Annotated in this window: 18 protein-coding genes; 11 read left to right on the forward strand and 7 right to left on the reverse strand. The window is 61.7% G+C overall.

Going from position 1 to position 17,973, the window contains the following annotated elements:
• Positions 1–30 precede the first annotated feature (30 nt).
• Entirely contained in the window at positions 31–1,179 is a 1,149-nt protein-coding gene (locus PPL01S_RS00440; protein WP_016392454.1) for an NHL repeat-containing protein, read from the forward strand.
• A 117-nt stretch (positions 1,180–1,296) separates the two neighbouring features.
• Positions 1,297–2,490: a hypothetical protein gene (locus tag PPL01S_RS24985; RefSeq protein ID WP_144062860.1), complete on the forward strand. Its 1,194-nt coding sequence runs from the start codon at positions 1,297–1,299 to the stop codon at positions 2,488–2,490.
• A gap of 126 nt (positions 2,491–2,616) precedes the next feature.
• Here PPL01S_RS24985 and PPL01S_RS00450 read toward each other — a convergent pair whose 3' ends face one another.
• Both PPL01S_RS00450 and PPL01S_RS00455 read right to left on the reverse strand, forming a co-directional pair.
• Positions 2,617–3,435: an alpha/beta fold hydrolase gene (locus PPL01S_RS00450; RefSeq protein WP_016392456.1), complete on the reverse strand. Its 819-nt coding sequence runs from the start codon at positions 3,433–3,435 to the stop codon at positions 2,617–2,619.
• A gap of 31 nt (positions 3,436–3,466) precedes the next feature.
• Entirely contained in the window at positions 3,467–5,830 is a 2,364-nt protein-coding gene (locus tag PPL01S_RS00455; protein ID WP_016392457.1) for a penicillin acylase family protein, read from the reverse strand.
• A gap of 86 nt (positions 5,831–5,916) precedes the next feature.
• Here PPL01S_RS00455 and PPL01S_RS00460 point away from each other — a divergent pair, with 86 nt between their 5' ends.
• Complete coding sequence (locus PPL01S_RS00460) at positions 5,917–6,483, forward strand: sugar O-acetyltransferase (RefSeq protein ID WP_016392458.1); 567 nt, start codon at positions 5,917–5,919, stop codon at positions 6,481–6,483.
• Here PPL01S_RS00460 and PPL01S_RS00465 read toward each other — a convergent pair.
• Positions 6,462–7,031, reverse strand: coding sequence for a DUF6436 domain-containing protein (locus PPL01S_RS00465; RefSeq protein ID WP_028625039.1), 570 nt, complete (start codon positions 7,029–7,031; stop codon positions 6,462–6,464). The two genes, PPL01S_RS00460 and PPL01S_RS00465, sit on opposite strands and share 22 nt — an antisense overlap.
• 199 nt (positions 7,032–7,230) lie before the next feature.
• On the opposite strand from PPL01S_RS00465, the gene bipL reads away from it, so the two are divergent.
• A complete protein-coding gene (bipL, locus tag PPL01S_RS00470) occupies positions 7,231–8,157 on the forward strand; it encodes a phospholipase BipL (protein ID WP_028625040.1) in 927 nt (308 codons plus the stop codon).
• Here the strand turns inward: bipL and PPL01S_RS00475 are convergent, their stop codons facing one another.
• Positions 8,158–8,910, reverse strand: a complete 753-nt coding sequence (locus PPL01S_RS00475; RefSeq protein WP_016392461.1) for a DUF2059 domain-containing protein — start codon at positions 8,908–8,910, stop codon at positions 8,158–8,160.
• 113 nt (positions 8,911–9,023) lie between these two features.
• Between PPL01S_RS00475 and PPL01S_RS00480 the strand changes: the two genes are divergently transcribed.
• Positions 9,024–9,656, forward strand: coding sequence for a 2OG-Fe(II) oxygenase (locus PPL01S_RS00480; protein WP_028625041.1), 633 nt, complete (start codon positions 9,024–9,026; stop codon positions 9,654–9,656).
• On the forward strand, positions 9,643–10,140 hold the full coding sequence (locus PPL01S_RS00485) for a 2-thiouracil desulfurase family protein (RefSeq protein WP_016392463.1): 498 nt from the start codon (positions 9,643–9,645) through the stop codon (positions 10,138–10,140). Before PPL01S_RS00480 ends, PPL01S_RS00485 begins: the two co-directional genes overlap by 14 nt.
• A gap of 110 nt (positions 10,141–10,250) precedes the next feature.
• Here PPL01S_RS00485 and PPL01S_RS00490 read toward each other — a convergent pair whose 3' ends face one another.
• Positions 10,251–10,739: a substrate-binding periplasmic protein gene (locus PPL01S_RS00490; RefSeq protein WP_016392464.1), complete on the reverse strand. Its 489-nt coding sequence runs from the start codon at positions 10,737–10,739 to the stop codon at positions 10,251–10,253.
• A 201-nt stretch (positions 10,740–10,940) separates the two neighbouring features.
• Here PPL01S_RS00490 and PPL01S_RS00495 point away from each other — a divergent pair, with 201 nt between their 5' ends.
• Entirely contained in the window at positions 10,941–11,426 is a 486-nt protein-coding gene (locus PPL01S_RS00495; RefSeq protein WP_016392465.1) for a DUF4399 domain-containing protein, read from the forward strand.
• A gap of 65 nt (positions 11,427–11,491) precedes the next feature.
• On the opposite strand, the gene serA is transcribed toward PPL01S_RS00495, so the two are convergent.
• Positions 11,492–12,721, reverse strand: a complete 1,230-nt coding sequence (gene serA / locus PPL01S_RS00500) for a phosphoglycerate dehydrogenase (protein ID WP_016392466.1) — start codon at positions 12,719–12,721, stop codon at positions 11,492–11,494.
• Between the two features lie 171 nt (positions 12,722–12,892).
• Between serA and PPL01S_RS00505 the strand changes: the two genes are divergently transcribed.
• From PPL01S_RS00505 to PPL01S_RS00520, 4 genes are all read left to right on the forward strand, one after another.
• Positions 12,893–14,290: a D-2-hydroxyglutarate dehydrogenase gene (locus PPL01S_RS00505; protein WP_016392467.1), complete on the forward strand. Its 1,398-nt coding sequence runs from the start codon at positions 12,893–12,895 to the stop codon at positions 14,288–14,290.
• A gap of 25 nt (positions 14,291–14,315) precedes the next feature.
• Positions 14,316–14,981: a fumarylacetoacetate hydrolase family protein gene (locus PPL01S_RS00510; protein WP_016392468.1), complete on the forward strand. Its 666-nt coding sequence runs from the start codon at positions 14,316–14,318 to the stop codon at positions 14,979–14,981.
• Positions 14,982–15,199: 218 nt separating this feature from the next.
• Entirely contained in the window at positions 15,200–16,132 is a 933-nt protein-coding gene (locus PPL01S_RS00515) for an SdiA-regulated domain-containing protein (RefSeq protein ID WP_016392469.1), read from the forward strand.
• An 86-nt stretch (positions 16,133–16,218) separates the two neighbouring features.
• On the forward strand, positions 16,219–17,121 hold the full coding sequence (locus PPL01S_RS00520) for an SdiA-regulated domain-containing protein (RefSeq protein ID WP_028625042.1): 903 nt from the start codon (positions 16,219–16,221) through the stop codon (positions 17,119–17,121).
• A gap of 104 nt (positions 17,122–17,225) precedes the next feature.
• Here the strand turns inward: PPL01S_RS00520 and rpiA are convergent, their stop codons facing one another.
• On the reverse strand, positions 17,226–17,900 hold the full coding sequence (gene rpiA / locus PPL01S_RS00525; RefSeq protein WP_016392471.1) for a ribose-5-phosphate isomerase RpiA: 675 nt from the start codon (positions 17,898–17,900) through the stop codon (positions 17,226–17,228).
• Positions 17,901–17,973: the final 73 nt, after the last annotated feature.

Raw genomic sequence — 17,973 nt, forward strand, 5'->3', positions numbered from 1 at the left:
TGAATAAAATTCGAGCCATTGGAGGTGCCTATGAACGCATCGAAGCAGGCAGGGCAATTGAATCCTGAATTCAATAAGGGCCAGCCACTCGAAGTCGATATCAGTATTCATTTTGTCCGCTTTACCACCGAGGGCGGTGTGTTGCTGCTGGGTGATGATTCAAGTGGGGACTACCGGCTGATCAAGTATGATGGAACGGGTAAGCTTGATCAGGCGTTCAACTCAGGGAGACCGATAGAACTAGGGCGCATTCTGCCGTCCGTTGAAGTGGATGCTTCAGGGCGTATTTTGCTGGCGAGCCGGCAAGATGAAAAACACATCATAGTCCAGCGCTACAAGCCCGATGGAATATTGGATGCTGACTTTGGCGAAGGTGGATCAACTGCAATTGACCTACCTGTCAACGGGGTCAGTTACGGCCAAGTCTTGGAGTTGTTGCTCGAAAGCAGAGCGCTCTATCTGTCGGGTTATGTGGCCCTGCAGGGTGATATTGATGTACGCGTTGCGATACGTGTTGATGAGTCCGGAAAGCTGGATGTTGGTTTTGCGGAACTAGGGTATAAGTTTTCAAGAAATTTAGTGTCGCCTAAATACGTCGTTGATGAGCCGGGGATTCTGGCGATGGGCACGCGTCGAGACGGTATTCCTGATCCTTATTATCTTCATGTCGAGCGCTATGATGGTGCCGGGGAAGTCGATAGGGACTTCGGCAATTTAGGGGTATGGACCAAGCAATGGGGTGAGCCTGGACATGGCTGTTTGAAAGATGCAGGGGGCACCTATAAGTTTCTGAAATATGACGCTAGCCGACAAGTTATGGTCATCTTCGGTATCACTTCGGATGGGAAGGATGACCAGACCTTCGGTTCCGCTGGGCGCTTGGAGATTCCGGGCCTCCCTGGGGTGTGGAGCTGGGCACGCTCCGTGGGTAATGAGCGTGCTGACTACAGGTTCATTCACGGAAGTGGAATGCGCGAAGATACCCCTGATAAAGGTCATGTGAAGGTTTGCCGAACACTTCGTGATGGCAATCCCGATGACAGTTTTGGTACCGAGGGTACAGTGAGCCTGGAATACGAAGCCCTGAACGGAAAGCATGGTCTGGCTTGGACGGTCAATGCTGATGGTGATATCGCTGTCTGTGTCAAAGGTTGGCTTTTCTGGTTGCTCGGGCGCTGACTGTATCCACAGTTCCAATACGACGTACAACACCCGTCGACCGCTACCCGCTCTGGCTAATAGAGTCAGCATGGGGATTTCGCGCCAGTGTCCTACCATTCATGAGAGGAATCGATGATGGCTACTGAATCAGGTATTCATGCAAGCCGGGGCCGCAATGACCGGGCCAGCTTCGATAGGATTACGTTAAGAAGTAGGTGGCCGCAAGGCGTTATTTATGACCTTGAAAGCACCTCGGATGACGGGTTCTTACTGCTGACGGGGCAACATGATCAATCCATTGCTTTTGTGAGCAAATATGATAGCAATGGGACGTGGGACAGAAACTTCGGTACTGATGGTGTTGTGCAAGCACCTGATAGTCAGAATTGGCGTTTTGAACGCGTGATGTTGAAAGAGGCGGGTAATCGGTTTTTTCTCGTCGATAGCAAATGGTCGGACGAAGAAGAATCTAACGTGGTTTTAGTCAAGTGCTACTTGGCCGACGGTAGACTCGATGACAGCTTTGGCAATCAAGGTGAATTTCAGGCTTCGACACAAGAAGCAGGTGTTAGCGCTTTGGCTTATGATGAACAGTCAGGTGCGTTGTATGTAATGATGAGGCCATCTTCAACAACAGGAAGTCGCCTTGTGGTCTGGCGAATTGATCAGTCTGGGCATTTTGATCAGGGTTTTGGTGCCGGCGGAGCCGCCCAGGTCGATTTCCCTCAAGCGGCAACGCTGACGTTGGCGGAGGCGTGGGTTCAGGAAGTTTCTGGCGAAAACCGGCTTTTGTTGACGTTAACCGCAAGCGTTGCCGGAAAAGAGCATGTTGGCTTTACGCGTCTGAGCGTGAAAGGTGAGTTGGATAAGACATTTGGTACTGATGGATGGCGAATTCAGCAACCCGACGGCCGTTGGGGCGGCACATTCCTGGACCCGCAGCAATCCTTGAAATACGTGGAAAAAAGCGATGAGGTCGTCAAGGTATACGGTTTGACCCAAGACGGCGAAGGCCCTGAGTTGACCTTCGAGTCTCCTGAAAAGGTTGGGAATGACCGGGGGTGGAACGCTCCGATCTCGCAGTTGGCAGACGGCGGCTATCGAATCATTCACGCATCCATTGATCAGGCAGGAGGAAGCACCAGGCCAGGCTACGTGTATCGAGTCAATGATTCAGGTGATCTGGATGTTGACTTTGGGCAAGATGGGCGTTTCAAGCTTGAATCAGACTTTGCTTGGACTATCGTGGTCCCGAAAATTGCATTGGCCCGCAATGGCATAGATCTGTTGGTCTGGGTCGGAGACTCGGTGTACGGCATCAAAGGTTGATGAGCCGATTGGCCAAGATCTAACAGGGAGCGGTGCTGCCGGCGTTCTGATACGCCTGGCAAGCTCTCCCTACAAGAACGCCGGCGCACTCGCGTCGGCGTTCTTGTTTTCGGTTTCTGCAGCGGTTCAAGCGTTACGCGGCAGCCAATTCAGCAGGAACGCATTCACCACCTGCGGATTTTCCAGGCTGGAGATATGCCCTGCATCTGGAATGTGCGCCGCCAGGCAGCCAATGATCCGCGACATTTCAGCCGCCTCTTCGGGCGGTCGTGGGATGTCCTGGTCGCCACAGAGGACGATGCTTCGTTCTCGCACCAATTCAGCCAGGCGTGGCAACAGGTCGGGCCTGCTGAAAATCAACCGACCCATCGGGTCCAGGCTCTGGCGAATGGTTTGCGCGTTGCTCGCCTTGAGGTCGGCCCGAAACTGCTTGCGAACCTCAGGTACCGTCTGCCCGCCGGCGTGGAAGAAGATCGGCACGATGATATCGAGCAGGGCATCGCTGAAGCATCCCGCCGCGCTGGCGGCATCCAGCAGCGCGAAGTATTTCATTCGGGTCGCTTCCGGTTCTGCGCCCAGGTAGGTGTCCATCAGTACCAGTCGATCGACCCGCTCCGGGTGGTCGGCGGCCAGTTCGACACCCCACATGCCGCCAACCGAGAGGCCGACCAGGTGGCACCTGGCGATATCCAGCGCGTCCAGCAATGCCAGATGCTGCCGGGCGAGGGCGCTCATGTCGGTGGTGGTGGCGGGTGGTGCATCAGAGTCGCCATGCCCCCAGAGCTCGGGCACGATCACCCGGAAATGCCGTGACAGCGCGTCGATCTGCGGTTGCCACATCGCGGCTGACCAGAGGTAGCTGTGGCCGAGCAGGATGGGGAAGCCTTGGCCCTGGTCGACGTAGCTCATGCGCGCGCCGTCGATTTCAATGAAGTTCTTCTGCATCGCCTTGCCTATATAGTGTTGAGAAGAGGTCTTAAGGTGCCGGGACCAAGCGTAACGCGCTCTGCGTCGGGATAATGCCCGTTTGTGCTTTGGAAAATCTTCCGTTGATGTAGTCCTCTGCCTGGTCGGCGTAATGCGCATCGAACGGCACGCCACTCTGGCCCACCGGGTTGCTGGTCAGCGCTTGCCCGGCATCGGCAAAGTCGATCAGCCGACGTGTCGATGGTCCGTAAGTGACCGGCCATGGCGCCGGGCCGATCTTCGCCGAGAGGTTGTTCGGCACCTCGTGGGTTCCGGGCGCGGCGAAGGGGCCGACATTGAACAGCAGGTTCAGCGGTTTCTTCACACCCAGTGGATGGTTGTGCGTCAGGGTATGCGCCTTGCCCCACTGCCAGCTGGCCGGGTCGTTGCCGAAGGTATCGCGCAGGTGCTTGAGGCTCTGCTGCCAGGCCTGGCGAACGATGCTGGTGCGGTCGCTGCGCTGGGTCGCACCGCGGGTATTCCACCACGGCGACTCGGCGTCGGCGGCGAGACGCGGCAGGGCGGCATCGATGGCGCGGGTGCTGATCAGCACCGGGAACCAGGTATCGCCCAGTTCGTCATGCAGCGCAGCGTAAGCCAGGTCGTAGAGAAACTGGTTGAACAGCGTGGCGCTGGTGGACTCGACCGGATAGTCGCCGCGCCAGGCCGCCAGTTGCTCGACCAGTTCGTGCTCTTCATCGCCCTGGGCGACCTTGCGCAGGGTCGCCAGCAACGGCGCCAGGGTGCGCGGGCCATAGTCGCTGGACGTATCCAGCTGCAGGACCTGGCTGTTCTGGGTGTCCCATTTCACCTCGGCGTTGGCCAGGTGACGATCGAGCTGACGGCCCCGGTCAGGCAGGTTGTAGTAACCCGGGATCGCCACAGCGGCAGGCGGCTGGAAGTTGGCCGAGACGATGTAGCCACTGACCGGGTTTTCCTGCTGCGGATTGACGCTGAACGGATAGAAACCCCGCTTGTCGGCCTGGCCGCTGGCACCGTCGAGGATGAATGCCGGGTTTACCCCGTCCGGGCGGATCGGCAGCTGCGCAGCCGCCCACCAGCCGATATCGCCACGGGCGTTCGCCCAGACGAAGTTGAGCCCCGGCGCTTGGACCTTGGCCGCTGCCTCGCGCATCTTGGCCAGGGAGTCGGCGCGGTTGAGCTGGTAGAAGCCCTCCAGAATCGGGTTCTCGGTTTCCAGGAATGCCCACCACATGGCGATGGGCGTGGTGCCGGCGGTGGCGCCCAGCACCTCGTTGACGATCGGCCCATGGGGTGAGCGGCGCAAGCTGATGATCACCGGCTGCTCGCCCTTGACTGCAATCTGCTGCTCGGTCTTTTCCAGCATTCGCCATTGGCCATCGACCATTACTTGTTCGCTGTCGGCGGGATTGGTTTTTTCCGCGATCAAGTCGACGTCATCGTTCTGGAACATGGTCAGGCTCCAGCCGAAATCGCGGTTGTGCCCGAGCAGTGCGAACGGGTTCAGCGCCTGGAAGTAGCCATAGAGGTTGAAACCCGGTGCCGACAGCTCGGCCTCGTACCACACGGCCGGCACCGCAAAGCTGATGTGCGGGTCGCCGGCCAGCAACGGCTTGCCGCTGAGGGTACGGCTGCCGGAAATGGCCCAGGCATTGCTGCCCTCGAACTGCGGGATGCCGGCCTCGTGCAAGCCGTCGTGGCTGAGGCGGGCCAGCGCTTCCAGGCTCTGCCAGTCGGCCGCCGCCAGCGGGGTGGCCAGTGCGCCATCGGGCTGCCAGCCGAGGTCGAAGATTTTCAGGTACTGCGGGCCGAGCTGGTCGCGAATGTAGGTGAGGGCAGGCTCGGTGCGAAACGCGGCGGCAAAGCTGTAGGCCAGGTAGCCGGCGATGCTCAGGGTGTCTTCGGCGGTAAAGGGCCTGGGCGTGATGCCGAGCAGGTCGAATTCCATGGGCTTGGGGTGGCCGGCCTGCCAGGCATTGACGCCATCGAGGTAGGCTTGCAGCGCCCGCCAGGCGGGCGCCTGGTGATCCTGGCGCTGCGCCATCAGCGCAGCCTGCTCGCGGATGCGCAGGCTCCTGAACAGCTTGTCGGTAGGCACCAGCTTGTCGCCGAGCACTTCGGCCAGCTCGCCACGGGACAGGCGGCGCATGATCTCCATCTGGAACAATCGGTCCTGGGCATGCACATAGCCCAGGGCGCGGTACAGGTCCTGTTCGTTCTGCGCCTGCAGATGCGGTACGCCCCTGTCGTCGTAGCGCACGCTGACCGGCGCCTGCAGCCCGGCGACAGCCAGCTCGCCCTGACGCTGCGGCAGCTTGCCTTGCACGTACCAGTAACCGGCACCGGCGGCCACGGCCACCACCACGGTCAACAGGGTGAGGCTGCGTTTCATCGAAACTCCTTGTGCGTTCGGGCGAAAACTGTGGTCCGATTATCGACGGATTCCGGACAGAGCATAGCCCCCCGACAGGAGATTCCATGTCCCTCAGCGAAAAGCAGAAAATGCTCAGTGGCCAGCTCTACCACGCTGGCTGCCCCGAGTTGCAGGCCGAGCAGATCGCCAACAAGCACTGGATGCACCGCTACAACAACAGCGTCGAGTTGCTCAACGACGCCCGCAACGGCCTGCTCGCCGAGCACTTCGGCCATGTCGGCGAAGGTACGGTGATCCGCCCGCCGTTCTTCTGCGACTACGGCTACAACATCCGCGTCGGTCGCAACACCTTCATGAACTTCAACTGCGTGATTCTCGACGTGCTGCCCGTGTACATCGGCGACGACTGCCAGATCGGCCCGGCCGTGCAGATCTACACCGCCGACCATCCGCTGGACCCCGAACTGCGTCGCACCGGCCTGGAAAGCGGGCGGCCGGTACGCATCGGCAACAACGTGTGGATCGGCGGCGGCGCGATCGTCCTGCCCGGCGTGAGCATTGGCGACAACGCCGTTGTCGGTGCCGGCAGCGTGGTGACCCGGGATGTGCCCGTCGGTGCGCTGGTGGTGGGCAATCCTGCGCGCGTGCGTCAGCCGGCCCAGGGGCAGTAGCAGCCCACCGCCAGCGTGTTGGACGCGGTCACTTGGCGACCGTCGAGCAAGGCCTTGAGGATCGGCTCGATGAAGCTGTTGCTGGCATTGCACACAGCGCCCTCGCTGTAGGGGCCGAAGTAGGCGAGGTGGCCCTGGCGGTCCCAGATCGCTACTGCAGGCGAGGCAGGCAGGTGCTTGCTGCCGTGCAGCTGGGCGATGGGTTGCAGGCTGCCGAGGTTGGCGGGCAGCTGGCCGTGGCTGCCGGGCTTTTGCACGATGTGGAAGGTCACGCCCTGGCCTGCGAACTGGCTGATCAGGTCGCCCAGGTGTTGCTGGTTGCCGACGTTGCACGGGCAGGCCGGGTCCCAGAAATGCACCACGCGGATCGGGCCGGGACCTGCCAACTCGGTGGGCAGGCGCAACTGGCTGCCGTCGAAGAAGGTGGTCTGCTTGTCGAAGGGGCGCAGGTAGCGGGACTGGAAGCTGGAGTACGCCTGCCAGAGGATCGCGGCGCCAAGGAGCAGTGCGAGCGTGGTCAGGATGGGCTTGATGAGGCGGGTGTGCATGGTTTGCGCTTGGGCCTTGTGGTGGAGTCACGGGCCCTATCGCCGGCAAGCCGGCTCCCACAGGTACGGTGCAGAACCTTGTGGGAGCCGGCTTGCCGGCGATAGGGCCGGTGCAGGTGACACATGCCCCAAGCTTGCCATGATGCTGGCGAGAGCTGAATATCCCAGATCAATACTCGCTCAGCTGTGGATGTACCCGATGCCTGCTGCCTTTTCCCCCGACCGCCTGCGCCCGAGCCTCGCGCCCCTTGGCGCACGCCAGCCTTTGTCCACGCAAGCGCAGGACTATCAGCGCTTTTATGGACTGAACATGCCGGGGCAGAGCTGGCTGGGGGGGTTCCAGGCGGCGGGTTTCGAGCTGGTCGGGCAGGTCTGGTTGCCGCAGCAGCCGGTCGCCACCCTGTTTCTGCTGCACGGCTACTACGACCACATGGGCCTTTATCGCCATGTGATCGAATGGGCGCTGAAACTTGGCTATGCGGTCATCAGCTGCGACCTGCCGGGCCACGGCCTGTCCAGCGGCGAGCGTGCCAGCATCAGCGATTTCGAGCTTTACCAGCAGGTGCTCGATGCCCTGTTCGAGCAGGCGCTGCAACTGGGCCTGCCGCGCCGGTGGCATCTGTGCGGGCAGAGCACGGGCGGCGCCATCGCTGTCGACCATGTGTTGCACAAGGGCGCACAGAGCCCCATCGACGGCCAGGTGATCCTGCTGGCGCCGCTGGTACGGCCCCGCGCCTGGCGGTGGTCGAAGTTCAGCTATCGGGTGCTGCGCCATTTCGTCAACGGCATCGAGCGGCGCTTCAGCGAGAACAGCAACGACCCGACCTTCCTGCCATTTCTCGAAGCCGACCCCCTGCAACCGCGGCGTCTGCCGACAGCCTGGGTCGGCGCGTTGATGGCGTGGGTCAAGCGTATCGAGGCGGCGCCGCGCAGCTCGCGGCAACCGTTGATCGTGCAAGGGGAGGCCGATGGCACGGTGGACTGGCCCTACAACCTGCGGGTGCTGAAGGCCAAGTTCGATGAGCCGCAGATCCTGCTGCTGCCCGAAGCCCGCCATCACCTGGCCAATGAGCTGCCAAGTATTCGCCAGCGCTATTTCGACTTCATCGCCCAGCGCCTGGGCTGATCACTTCAGGTCCGCACCGGTCTTGCCGACCGCCAGGCCCGCGCGCACAGCGGCCACGGCAGCCTGGTAGTAAGCCTTGCCCTGCGCAGATTCGGCGAAGGTGGCGAATTCTTCGAGTTCGGCGTCGGACAGGTCGCGATAGACATACAGCAAGGTGTTGTCGAGGTCTTCGCCAATCTGGTTCATCAGGCGCTGGCGTTGGCCGTCGAGCATGCTCTGGGCCTGGCTTGCGCCGAACAGCCCGGGGATCATCGAACTCAGGCTGTCGGCGGCCACCCCGGCGATCGCCAGGCTGACTTCTGCACCGGCCTCGCGAGCGGGCAAGGCCTGGGCCAGATGGCCGATGATCAGGGTGCGGTTGTCGCTGGCCTGGATCTTTGGCAGGCCCTTGGCGTTCTTGGCCAGTTGGTCCTTGCGCGTGGCAAGCAGTTCGGCGGCGACGATCTTGCGCCCCAGCGGCGACTGGAAGAAGGCCAATGCCGGCGCGGGGTCGGGCAGGGCGGCGCGCAGCTGTGCCTGGGCCCGCCGGTCCATGGCCTGGGCCTGGAAGCGCTGGTTGCTGTTGTTGACCAGTGCCTGGTAGACCGCGGGCGGCAGGCTGTTCTGGTAGCGCTGCTGGGCGGCGCTCAAGGCATCGTTGAAGTGGGCGCGCTGGTCGGGCCAGCCGGCGGCCTTGTACAGTTGATCGAGGCTATCTGCCCAGACAGGCATGGTGCAGATCAGCAGCAAAAAAAGGGAAAACAGACGGCGCATTCAGGACTCCTGTCGTCAGGCGGCTATTGTCCTTGGCTCGGCGCCATTTTGTCGAGCTATCCGCGTGGTTCTCAGCCAAGTGGCGCTGTGCGCCGGCATGGCGAATGGATATGATGCGCGCCATGCACAACTCCCCTGAAAACCCGATGCTTACGGCCGTCGTCGACGATCTGGCCACCCGTGGCTGGTCCCAGCAGGCGCTGTTTTTGCCTGCCGACCTGGTGCGTGCGCTGGCAGCCGAATGTCGGCGCCGTGATGCCGAAGGCGAGCTCAACCCTGCCGGGGTTGGGCGCGGTGTCGGCCAGGAGGTGCGCGAGACCATCCGCGGTGATCAGATCCAGTGGATCGACCCCGGTCAGGCCGAAGCCTGCGACCAGTACCTGGAGGCCATGGACCAGCTGCGCCTGGCGATCAACCAGGGCTTGTTCCTCGGCCTTGAGGACTTCGAATGCCACTTCGCCCTGTATCCGCCGGGCGCCTTCTACCGCAGGCACCTCGACCGCTTTCGCGACGACGACCGGCGCATGGTTTCGGCGGTGTTCTACCTCAATGAAGACTGGCAGGCGCAGGACGGCGGCCAGCTGCGCATGTTCCTGGCGGATGGCGGGCAGCACGACGTGCAGCCCGAGGCCGGCTGCCTGGTGGTATTCCTTTCCGGCGAGGTACCCCATGAAGTGTTGCCGGCGGGGCGTGAGCGGTTGTCATTGACCGGCTGGTTCAGGCGCCGCGGCAATGACCCGTTCTGAACTGCCCAAGGTGCTGGTCAGCGCTTGTCTGCTGGGGCAGCCAGTGCGCTACGACGGGCGGGCCAGTGGATATCCTGATCTTTTGCAGCGTTGGCAGGCCGAGGGGCGCGTGGTGGCGTTGTGCCCGGAAGTGGCTGGCGGCCTGCCGACGCCACGTCCACCCGCCGAGATCCCGGGTGGTCAGGGCGCTGACGTGCTCGATGGCGACGCTCAGGTGCTGACGGTGGCGGGGGAGGATGTCAGTGCGGCCTTTCTGGCCGGGGCCCAGCAGGCCCTGGCACTGGTGCGCCGGCATGGCATCCGGGTGGCGGTGCTCAAGGCGGGCAGCCCTTCGTGTGGCAACCGGTTGGTCTACGATGGCACGTTCACCGGGGTGAAGGTCGCGGGAGAGGGGGTGACCGTGGCGTTGCTGCGACGCGAAGGCGTGCGGGTGTTCAGTGAGCTGGAGCTGGAACAGGCGCAGCGGGCGTTGGCTGAGGTTTGATGTTGACCGTACCGGCCCTATCGCCGGCAAGCCGGCTCCCACAGAAGGTTGGTGGTGGACCTTGTGGGAGCCGGCTTGCCGGCGATAGGGCCAGCACTGGCAACAAAGCCTTACTGCCCTGTAGCCGTTTCCTGCAAGCCCTTGAACCACTTCTGCTCAAGCTCCGAAGTGTACCCCTTGTCCTTGAGCCGCTGCAGGGCGTTGTTCAATGCGCTCTTGAACGCCGGGTTATCCTTCTGGAACGGAATCACGAACTTCTTCTCGCCGAACGGCTGGCTGACATCGAACGGGCCTTGCGCCTCGGCTGAACCGCCTGCAGCACTAAAGGCCACATCGTATTTGCCACCTTCGACGCCCGGCAGCAATTCTGCCGTCTGCGCCTCGATGAATTCGGCGCGCAGGTCGAGCTCCCTGGCCAGCGCCTGGCCGAACTCGATCTCGAAACCGGTCAGGTGGTCATTTTCCTTGAACGCGTAGGGCGGGCTATCGGCCTGCACGGCAATTCGTAGTTCGCCCCGGTCGGCGATTTCGTCTATCAGCTCGGCTTGAGCCAATGGCGTGATCAGTACTGCCAGCAGTACGCCTATGGTCGAACGCATCTAATGCCCCTTTTCTTTTTGGCAGTTTAATAACTAACGCCGCAACTTTGTTCCCTCGTCGCGGTCGAGCGCAGCCTATGACCTTGAAGCCTTGGCGAGGTTTAACCGTAACTGAAATTTTTCTGTTTGTGGGCTATGTTGAAACACCGCCGTGGTGGGTTATCCACACCGCGGTCTTCAAGTGAATCACAGGAGAAGTGAATGAACAGCCTATTTTCGCGTGCTGCCTTAGCCGGATTGCTGATGGGAGCTGCAGTCGTGGCCAGCGCCGCAGATGCAAACACTGCACTGAAGAGCCAGGAGCCACCCAAGGATGCCAAGGTCTTCATCGTGTCCCCCGCCGATGGCGCCACGGTCGACAAGACCTTCACCGTCAAGTTCGGCATCGAGGGCATGACCCTCAAGCCTGCGGGTGACCAGACCCCGCACACCGGCCATCATCACCTGCTGGTTGATGTCGACAACGAACCTGTCGCCGATCAGCCGCTGCCGACCAGCCTGATGCCCGCGAGCGGTGTAGCGCTGCCAGCCGGCCCGCAAGTGCTGCACTTCGGCAAGGCGCAGACCGAAGCCACCCTCACCCTGACACCCGGCAAGCACACCCTGCAGCTGGTACTGGGCGACAAGTTCCATGTGCCGTTCAAGCCAGCCGTCGAATCGAAGAAGATCACCGTCGAGGTGAAATGACTCCCTGCCGGCAGGCAAAAAAAGGGAGGCCACCAGGGCCTCCCTTTTTCGTCCGGCGATCACACTCAGAACAGAACGCGCGAGCGGATGGTGCCCTTGACCTGTTGCAGCTTCTCTTGCGCCAGGTCCGAGTACTCGGCGTCGACGTCGATTACCACGTAACCGACTTTCTCGTTGGTCTGCAGGAACTGACCGGAGATGTTGATACCGTTTTCGGCGAAGACTTTGTTGATCTCGCTGAGCACGCCCGGGATGTTTTCGTGGATGTGCAGCAGGCGGTGCTTGCCTGGGTGCGCTGGCAGGGCCACTTCCGGGAAGTTGACCGACGACACGGAAGTACCGTTGTCGCTGTACTTGACCAGTTTCTCGGCCACTTCCAGGCCGATGTTGGCCTGGGCTTCGGCGGTGGAACCACCGATGTGCGGGGTCAGGATCACGTTGTCCAGGCCACGCAGCGGGCTTTCGAACTCTTCGTCGTTGGAGCGCGGCTCGACCGGGAACACGTCGATGGCGGCGCCGATCAGGTGCTTGTCCTTGATCGCGGCGGCCAGGTGGTCCAGCTCGACCACGGTGCCACGGGCGGCGTTGATCAGGATCGAGCCCTTCTTCATCGCACGGATTTCCTTCTCGCCGATCATCCACTGGGTGGATGGCAGCTCAGGCACGTGCAGCGAGACGATGTCGGACAGGCCAAGCAGTTCGTGCAGGCTGGTGACCTGGACGGCGTTGCCCAGCGGCAGTTTGGTCAGCGGGTCGAAGAAGTAGACCTGCATGCCCAGGCTCTCGGCCAGCACCGACAGCTGGGTACCGATCGAGCCGTAGCCGACGATGCCCAGTTTCTTGCCGCGGATCTCGAAGGAGTTGGCCGCGCTCTTGATCCAGCCACCACGGTGGCAGGAAGCGTTCTTCTCGGGGATGCCGCGCAGCAGCAGGATGGCCTCGGCCAGCACCAGTTCGGCGACCGAACGGGTGTTGGAGTACGGCGCGTTGAACACGGCGATACCGCGCTCGCGGGCAGCTGCCAGGTCGACCTGGTTGGTGCCGATGCAGAAGCAGCCAACGGCGACCAGTTTCTTGGCGCAGTCGAAGATTTCTTCGGTCAGTTGGGTGCGCGAGCGGATGCCGATGAAGTGGGCATCGGCGATCTTTTCCTTCAGCTCGGCTTCTGGCAACGAACCAGTGAGGTACTCGATGTTGGTGTAGCCGGCAGTCTTGAGGGTATCGACCGCGTTCTGGTGCACACCTTCAAGAAGAAGGAACCTGATCTTGCTCTTGTCGAGAGAAGTCTTGCTCATCTGCGTAAACCTGTATCCCGGAGAAAAAATGGCGAGGGGTGATGCTAGGCGCGGCGTCGGCTCTAGCATGAACAGCGGGAGGGCTATGCTAGCATACGCGACACAATCTGAGCTTATCCCGACAGGTGAAGAGTGCTCAGGGTGACTATGAATAAGTCGAGAGTTCCAGCGATGACCCACCCTGCGGTAATTGATGAACTGATGACCCTTGTCGACCCGGGCAAGGTCCTGACCGACCCGGCTTCCCTGGAGGCCTTCGGCAAGGACTGGACCAAGCACTATCCGCCCGCGCCCAAGGCCATCGTGTTCCCCAAGACCGTGGAGCAGGTGCAGGCCATCGTCGGCTGGGCCAATCGCCATCACGTTGCGCTGGTGCCGTCCGGCGGGCGCACCGGGCTGTCGGCCGGGGCCGTGGCGGCCAATGGCGAGGTGGTGGTCGCCTTCGACTACATGAACCAGATTCTCGACTTCAATGCCGTTGACCGCACCGTGGTCTGCCAGCCCGGGGTCATCACTCGCCAGTTGCAGGCCTGCGCCGAAGAACACGGCCTTTATTACCCGGTGGACTTCGCCTCCAGCGGCTCCAGCCAGATTGGCGGCAACATCGGCACCAATGCCGGTGGGATCAAGGTGATTCGCTACGGCATGACCCGTAATTGGGTGGCCGGCCTGAAGGTCGTCACGGGCAAGGGCGAGCTGCTCGAACTGAACAAGGACCTGATCAAGAACGCCACCGGCTATGACCTGCGCCAGCTGTTCATCGGCGCCGAGGGCACGCTGGGCTTTGTGGTCGAGGCGACCATGCGCCTGGACCGCGCTCCGCGCAACCTCACCGCGATGGTGCTGGGCACGCCGGACTTCGACTCGATCATGCCGGTGCTGCATGCCTTCCAGGGCAAGCTCGACCTGACCGCGTTCGAGTTCTTCTCCGACAAAGGCCTGGCCAAGATCATGGCCAGGGGCGATGTGCCGCCTCCGTTCGCCACCGATTGCCCGTTCTATGCCTTGCTGGAGTTCGAGGCCAGCACCGAGGCGGTGGCCAACGAGGCGCTGGCCACCTTCGAACACTGCGTCGAACAGGGCTGGGTGCTGGACGGGGTGATGAGCCAGAGCGAAACCCAGCTGAAGAATTTGTGGAAGCTGCGCGAGTACCTGTCGGAAACCATCTCCCACTGGACGCCGTACAAGAACGACATCTCCGTGACCGTTTCCAAGGTGCCGGCCTTCCTGCGCGACATCGATGCGATCGTCAGCGAGCACTACCCCGATTACGAAGTGGTCTGGTACGGGCATATCGGCGACGGCAACCTGCACCTGAACATCCTCAAACCCGAGCACATGAGCAAGGACGACTTCTTCGCCTCGTGCGCCAAGGTCAACAAATGGGTGTTCGAGATCGTCCAGCGCTACAACGGCTCGATCTCCGCCGAGCACGGCGTGGGCATGACCAAGCGCGACTACCTGGGCTACAGCCGCTCGCCTGAAGAAATTGCCTGCATGAAGGCAATAAAGGCCGTCTTCGACCCTAACGGCATCATGAATCCGGGTAAGATCTTCGCTCCTGAATAAAAAGCAGCAAGCCTAGGAGTCGGCCATGAGTTACCAGCACCAGTACGTAGACGGCACGCGCATCCACTTCCCGCTGGGCAAGGTGGTGTGTATCGGCCGCAACTATGCCGAACATGCCAAGGAACTGGACAACCCCATCCCCAGCGAGCCGCTGCTGTTCATCAAGCCGGGCAGCTGCGTGGTGCCGCTGGAAGGCGGTTTCAAGATCCCGACCGACCGTGGCTCGGTGCATTACGAGGCGGAAATTGCGGTGCTGCTGGGCAAGTCGCTGTCCAGCCATGCGTCGGAGGAAGAGGTGCTCGACGCCATTTCCGGCTATGCGCCGGCGCTGGACCTGACCCTGCGTGACGTGCAAGCCAAGCTCAAGGAGAAAGGTTTGCCGTGGGAGCTGGCCAAGAGCTTCGATGGTGCCTGTGTGCTGCCGCCGTTCGTTTCGGCTGCCGCCTTTGAGGATGTCACCGATATCCCGGTGCGCCTGACCGTCAACGGCGAAGTGCGCCAGGACGGCAACAGCGCGATGATGCTCAACCCGATCGTGCCGATGATCCAGTATATGGCCCTGCATTTCTCGTTGCAGGCGGGTGATGTGATCCTGACGGGTACGCCGGCTGGCGTTGGCCCGTTCAATGTGGGCGATGAGCTGGTGCTGGAGCTGCCGGGCGTGAGCCGCTTCGAGAGCCGGGTGCTCTGATCCTTGCCCATGTCTTGAAGACGAATGCGAAACCCATGTGGGAGCCGGCTTGCCGGCGATGAGGCCGGGCCAGGCACAGTCGGACTACCTGTCAGGGCCCTGTCGCCGGCAAGCCGGCTCCCACGGGGGGATCGCGCAAAGCAGGCGGTTTACCGTTTTTTTCACAATCCATCCGGATAATGCGCCAACCCTCGCCCTTTTCCCCAGGACCACCTCGCATGGCATCTCCTTCCAGCGCCCCTGCTTCCTCAAGGCCAAAACGCCGCTTTTATCTGCGCTGGCCCTTCGGCCTGGCCGTGGCGGCAGTGATCGGTTACGGCGTAGCGGTGGCCATGCACTGGGATGATCGCGGCCTGCTGTGGGTCAAGGAAGGCTTCGAGAGCAACGCCGAGCGCAGCGAAAGCGTGTGGTTGCCGGATTACCAGGTCGACATCGATGCCAAGCCGTTGCCTGGCATGGATGATGACGAAGCCTCGGACGTGGCGTTCAACCCGAAGACCCGCACATTGTTCGTGGTTATGGGCAAGAACCCGTTCCTGGTCGAGCTCAACCTTGATGGCGATGTGCTGCGACAGATCCCGCTGGAGGGCTGGAGCAACCCGGAAGGTATCGCGGTGCTCGAGGACGGTCAGCTTGCCATCACCGATGAGCGCCACCACGACCTGACCGTGGTCAAGGTGGATGCGCAGACCCGTTCGCTGAACCACGCCGACTTCCCGAGCCATGACCTGGGCCAGTCGGCCAAGAGCAACAAGGGCTTCGAGGCCGTGGCCTGGGACCCGATGCGCCAGCGCCTGGTGATAGGCGAGGAGCGCCCGCCCAAGCTTTACACCTGGAGTACCGATGGGCGCAGCCCGCTCAAGGGTGACAAGCAGGTGTTGGCCAATGACGAGCTCGACATACGCAACCTGTCTGCCCTTGGCATCGACCCGCGTACCGGTCATCTGCTGGTATTGTCGGCTGACTCCAACATGTTGCTGGAACTCGACGAGCAGGGCCAGCAGGTCAGCTTCATGACCCTGCTGGGTAACTTCAACGGGCTTGAAGACACCATTCCGCGGGCCGAAGGCGTGACCATGGATGACCAGGGCAACCTGTACATGGTCAGCGAGCCGGCGCTTTTCTACCGCTTCAAGAAGAACGCGCAGTAGTTTCAGGATTTTCTGACGTCGAGGATTAAGCTTTACTTCAGACATCCATGGTTAGATTCGCCATCCCCTGAGTCGAGTCTGCCGTTATGCGTCGTTTTGTGCGTTTGCCTTTGCTGTTCTTGCTTGCCGGGCTGCTGGTACTGGGCCTGGCCGGGCAGGAATTTCGCCTGTATGAACGCGCCTGGTTCAACCTCAAGGCCTGGTGGCAACCCGCCGAGCAGAGCATGGGGCTGGACCGCTACCAGGTTGTTATCGAAGCTCAGCCGGTCGAGGGGCTGGATGACGACCTGTCAGCGTTGACCTACGACCCTGACCGCAAGACCCTTTTCACGGTCACCAATGCCCGTTCCGAACTGATCGAGCTGTCGCTCGACGGCCGTATCCTGCGCCGCATTTCGTTGACCGGCTTCGGCGACCCCGAAGCCGTGGAGTATGTCGGCCCCAACAGTTACGTGATCACCGATGAGCGTCAGCAACGGCTGATTCGCGTGCGCGTCGACGACGACACGGCGTTCCTCGATGCCGGGGATGCGGAGCAGTTGTTCCTGCGCATCGGCCTGAACGGCAACAAGGGATTCGAGGGGTTGGCCTACGACTCTGCGGGCAAGCGCCTGTTCGTGGCCAAGGAGCGCGACCCGATGCTGATCTACGAGGTGCATGGCTTCCCCCATGAAAGCCCGGACCAGCCTTACGCGGTGCATGTGGTGCAGGACCGCAAGCGCGACTCGCGGTTGTTCGTGCGCGATCTTTCCAGCCTGCAGTTCGACGAGCGCAGTGGGCATCTGCTGGCGTTGTCGGATGAATCGCGGTTGGTGCTGGAGCTGGATGTGGAGGGCAGGCCGCTGAGTACCTTGTCGTTGCGCAAGGGGTTCGGGGGGCTCAAGGAGACGGTGCCGCAGGCGGAGGGAATTGCGATGGACGAGGCGGGGACCATTTACCTGGTCAGTGAGCCGAACCTGTTCTATGTGTTCCGGCAGCCGGCTGACTGAGTGTTCTTTCTGGCCTCATCGCCGGCAAGCCGGCTCCCACAAGGTTCTTCACATGGCTCAAGGCCTGTGGTGTACCTGTGGGAGCCGGCTTGCCGGCGATGGCATCACTCGGCCTTGAGGCTCTTCACACCTTCCGAGGTACCCAGCAGCAGCAGGTCGGCCGGACGCGCCGCGAACAGGCCGTTGGTCACCACGCCGACGATGGCATTGATCTGTGCTTCCAGCTCTACCGGGTTGGTGATCTGCAGGTTGTACACGTCGAGGATCACGTTGCCGTTGTCGGTCACCACACCCTCTCGGTAGACCGGATCGCCGCCCAGCTTGACCAGCTGGCGCGCCACGTGGCTGCGGGCCATCGGGATCACTTCGACCGGCAGCGGGAAGGCGCCCAGTACGGGCACCAGCTTGCTGGCATCGGCGATGCAGATGAAGGTCTTGGCCACCGCCGCGACGATTTTCTCGCGGGTCAGCGCTGCGCCACCGCCCTTGATCAGGTTCAGGTGCGCGTCGCTTTCATCGGCACCGTCGACGTAGAACTCAAGCTCGCTGACGCTGTTCAGCTCGTAGACCGGGATGCCATGGCCCTTCAGACGCTGTGCGGTAGCTTCGGAGCTGGCGACTGCGCCGTCGAAGGCGTTCTTGTGCTGAGCCAGGGCGTCGATGAAGAAGTTGGCAGTCGAACCGGTACCGACGCCGACGACGCTCTTTTCATCCAGCTTCGGCAGAATGAAGTCGACAGCGGCCTGGGCGACGGCCTGTTTGAGTTGGTCCTGGGTCATGCGGGCTCCGAAAGGGGCAAGGCGGTTTCAAAGTTGCCTAGTATAGCGGCTTGGGCGGCTCAGCTGTGGTCGC

This window comes from Pseudomonas plecoglossicida NBRC 103162 = DSM 15088, from assembly GCF_000730665.1.
Lineage (GTDB): Bacteria > Pseudomonadota > Gammaproteobacteria > Pseudomonadales > Pseudomonadaceae > Aquipseudomonas > Aquipseudomonas plecoglossicida.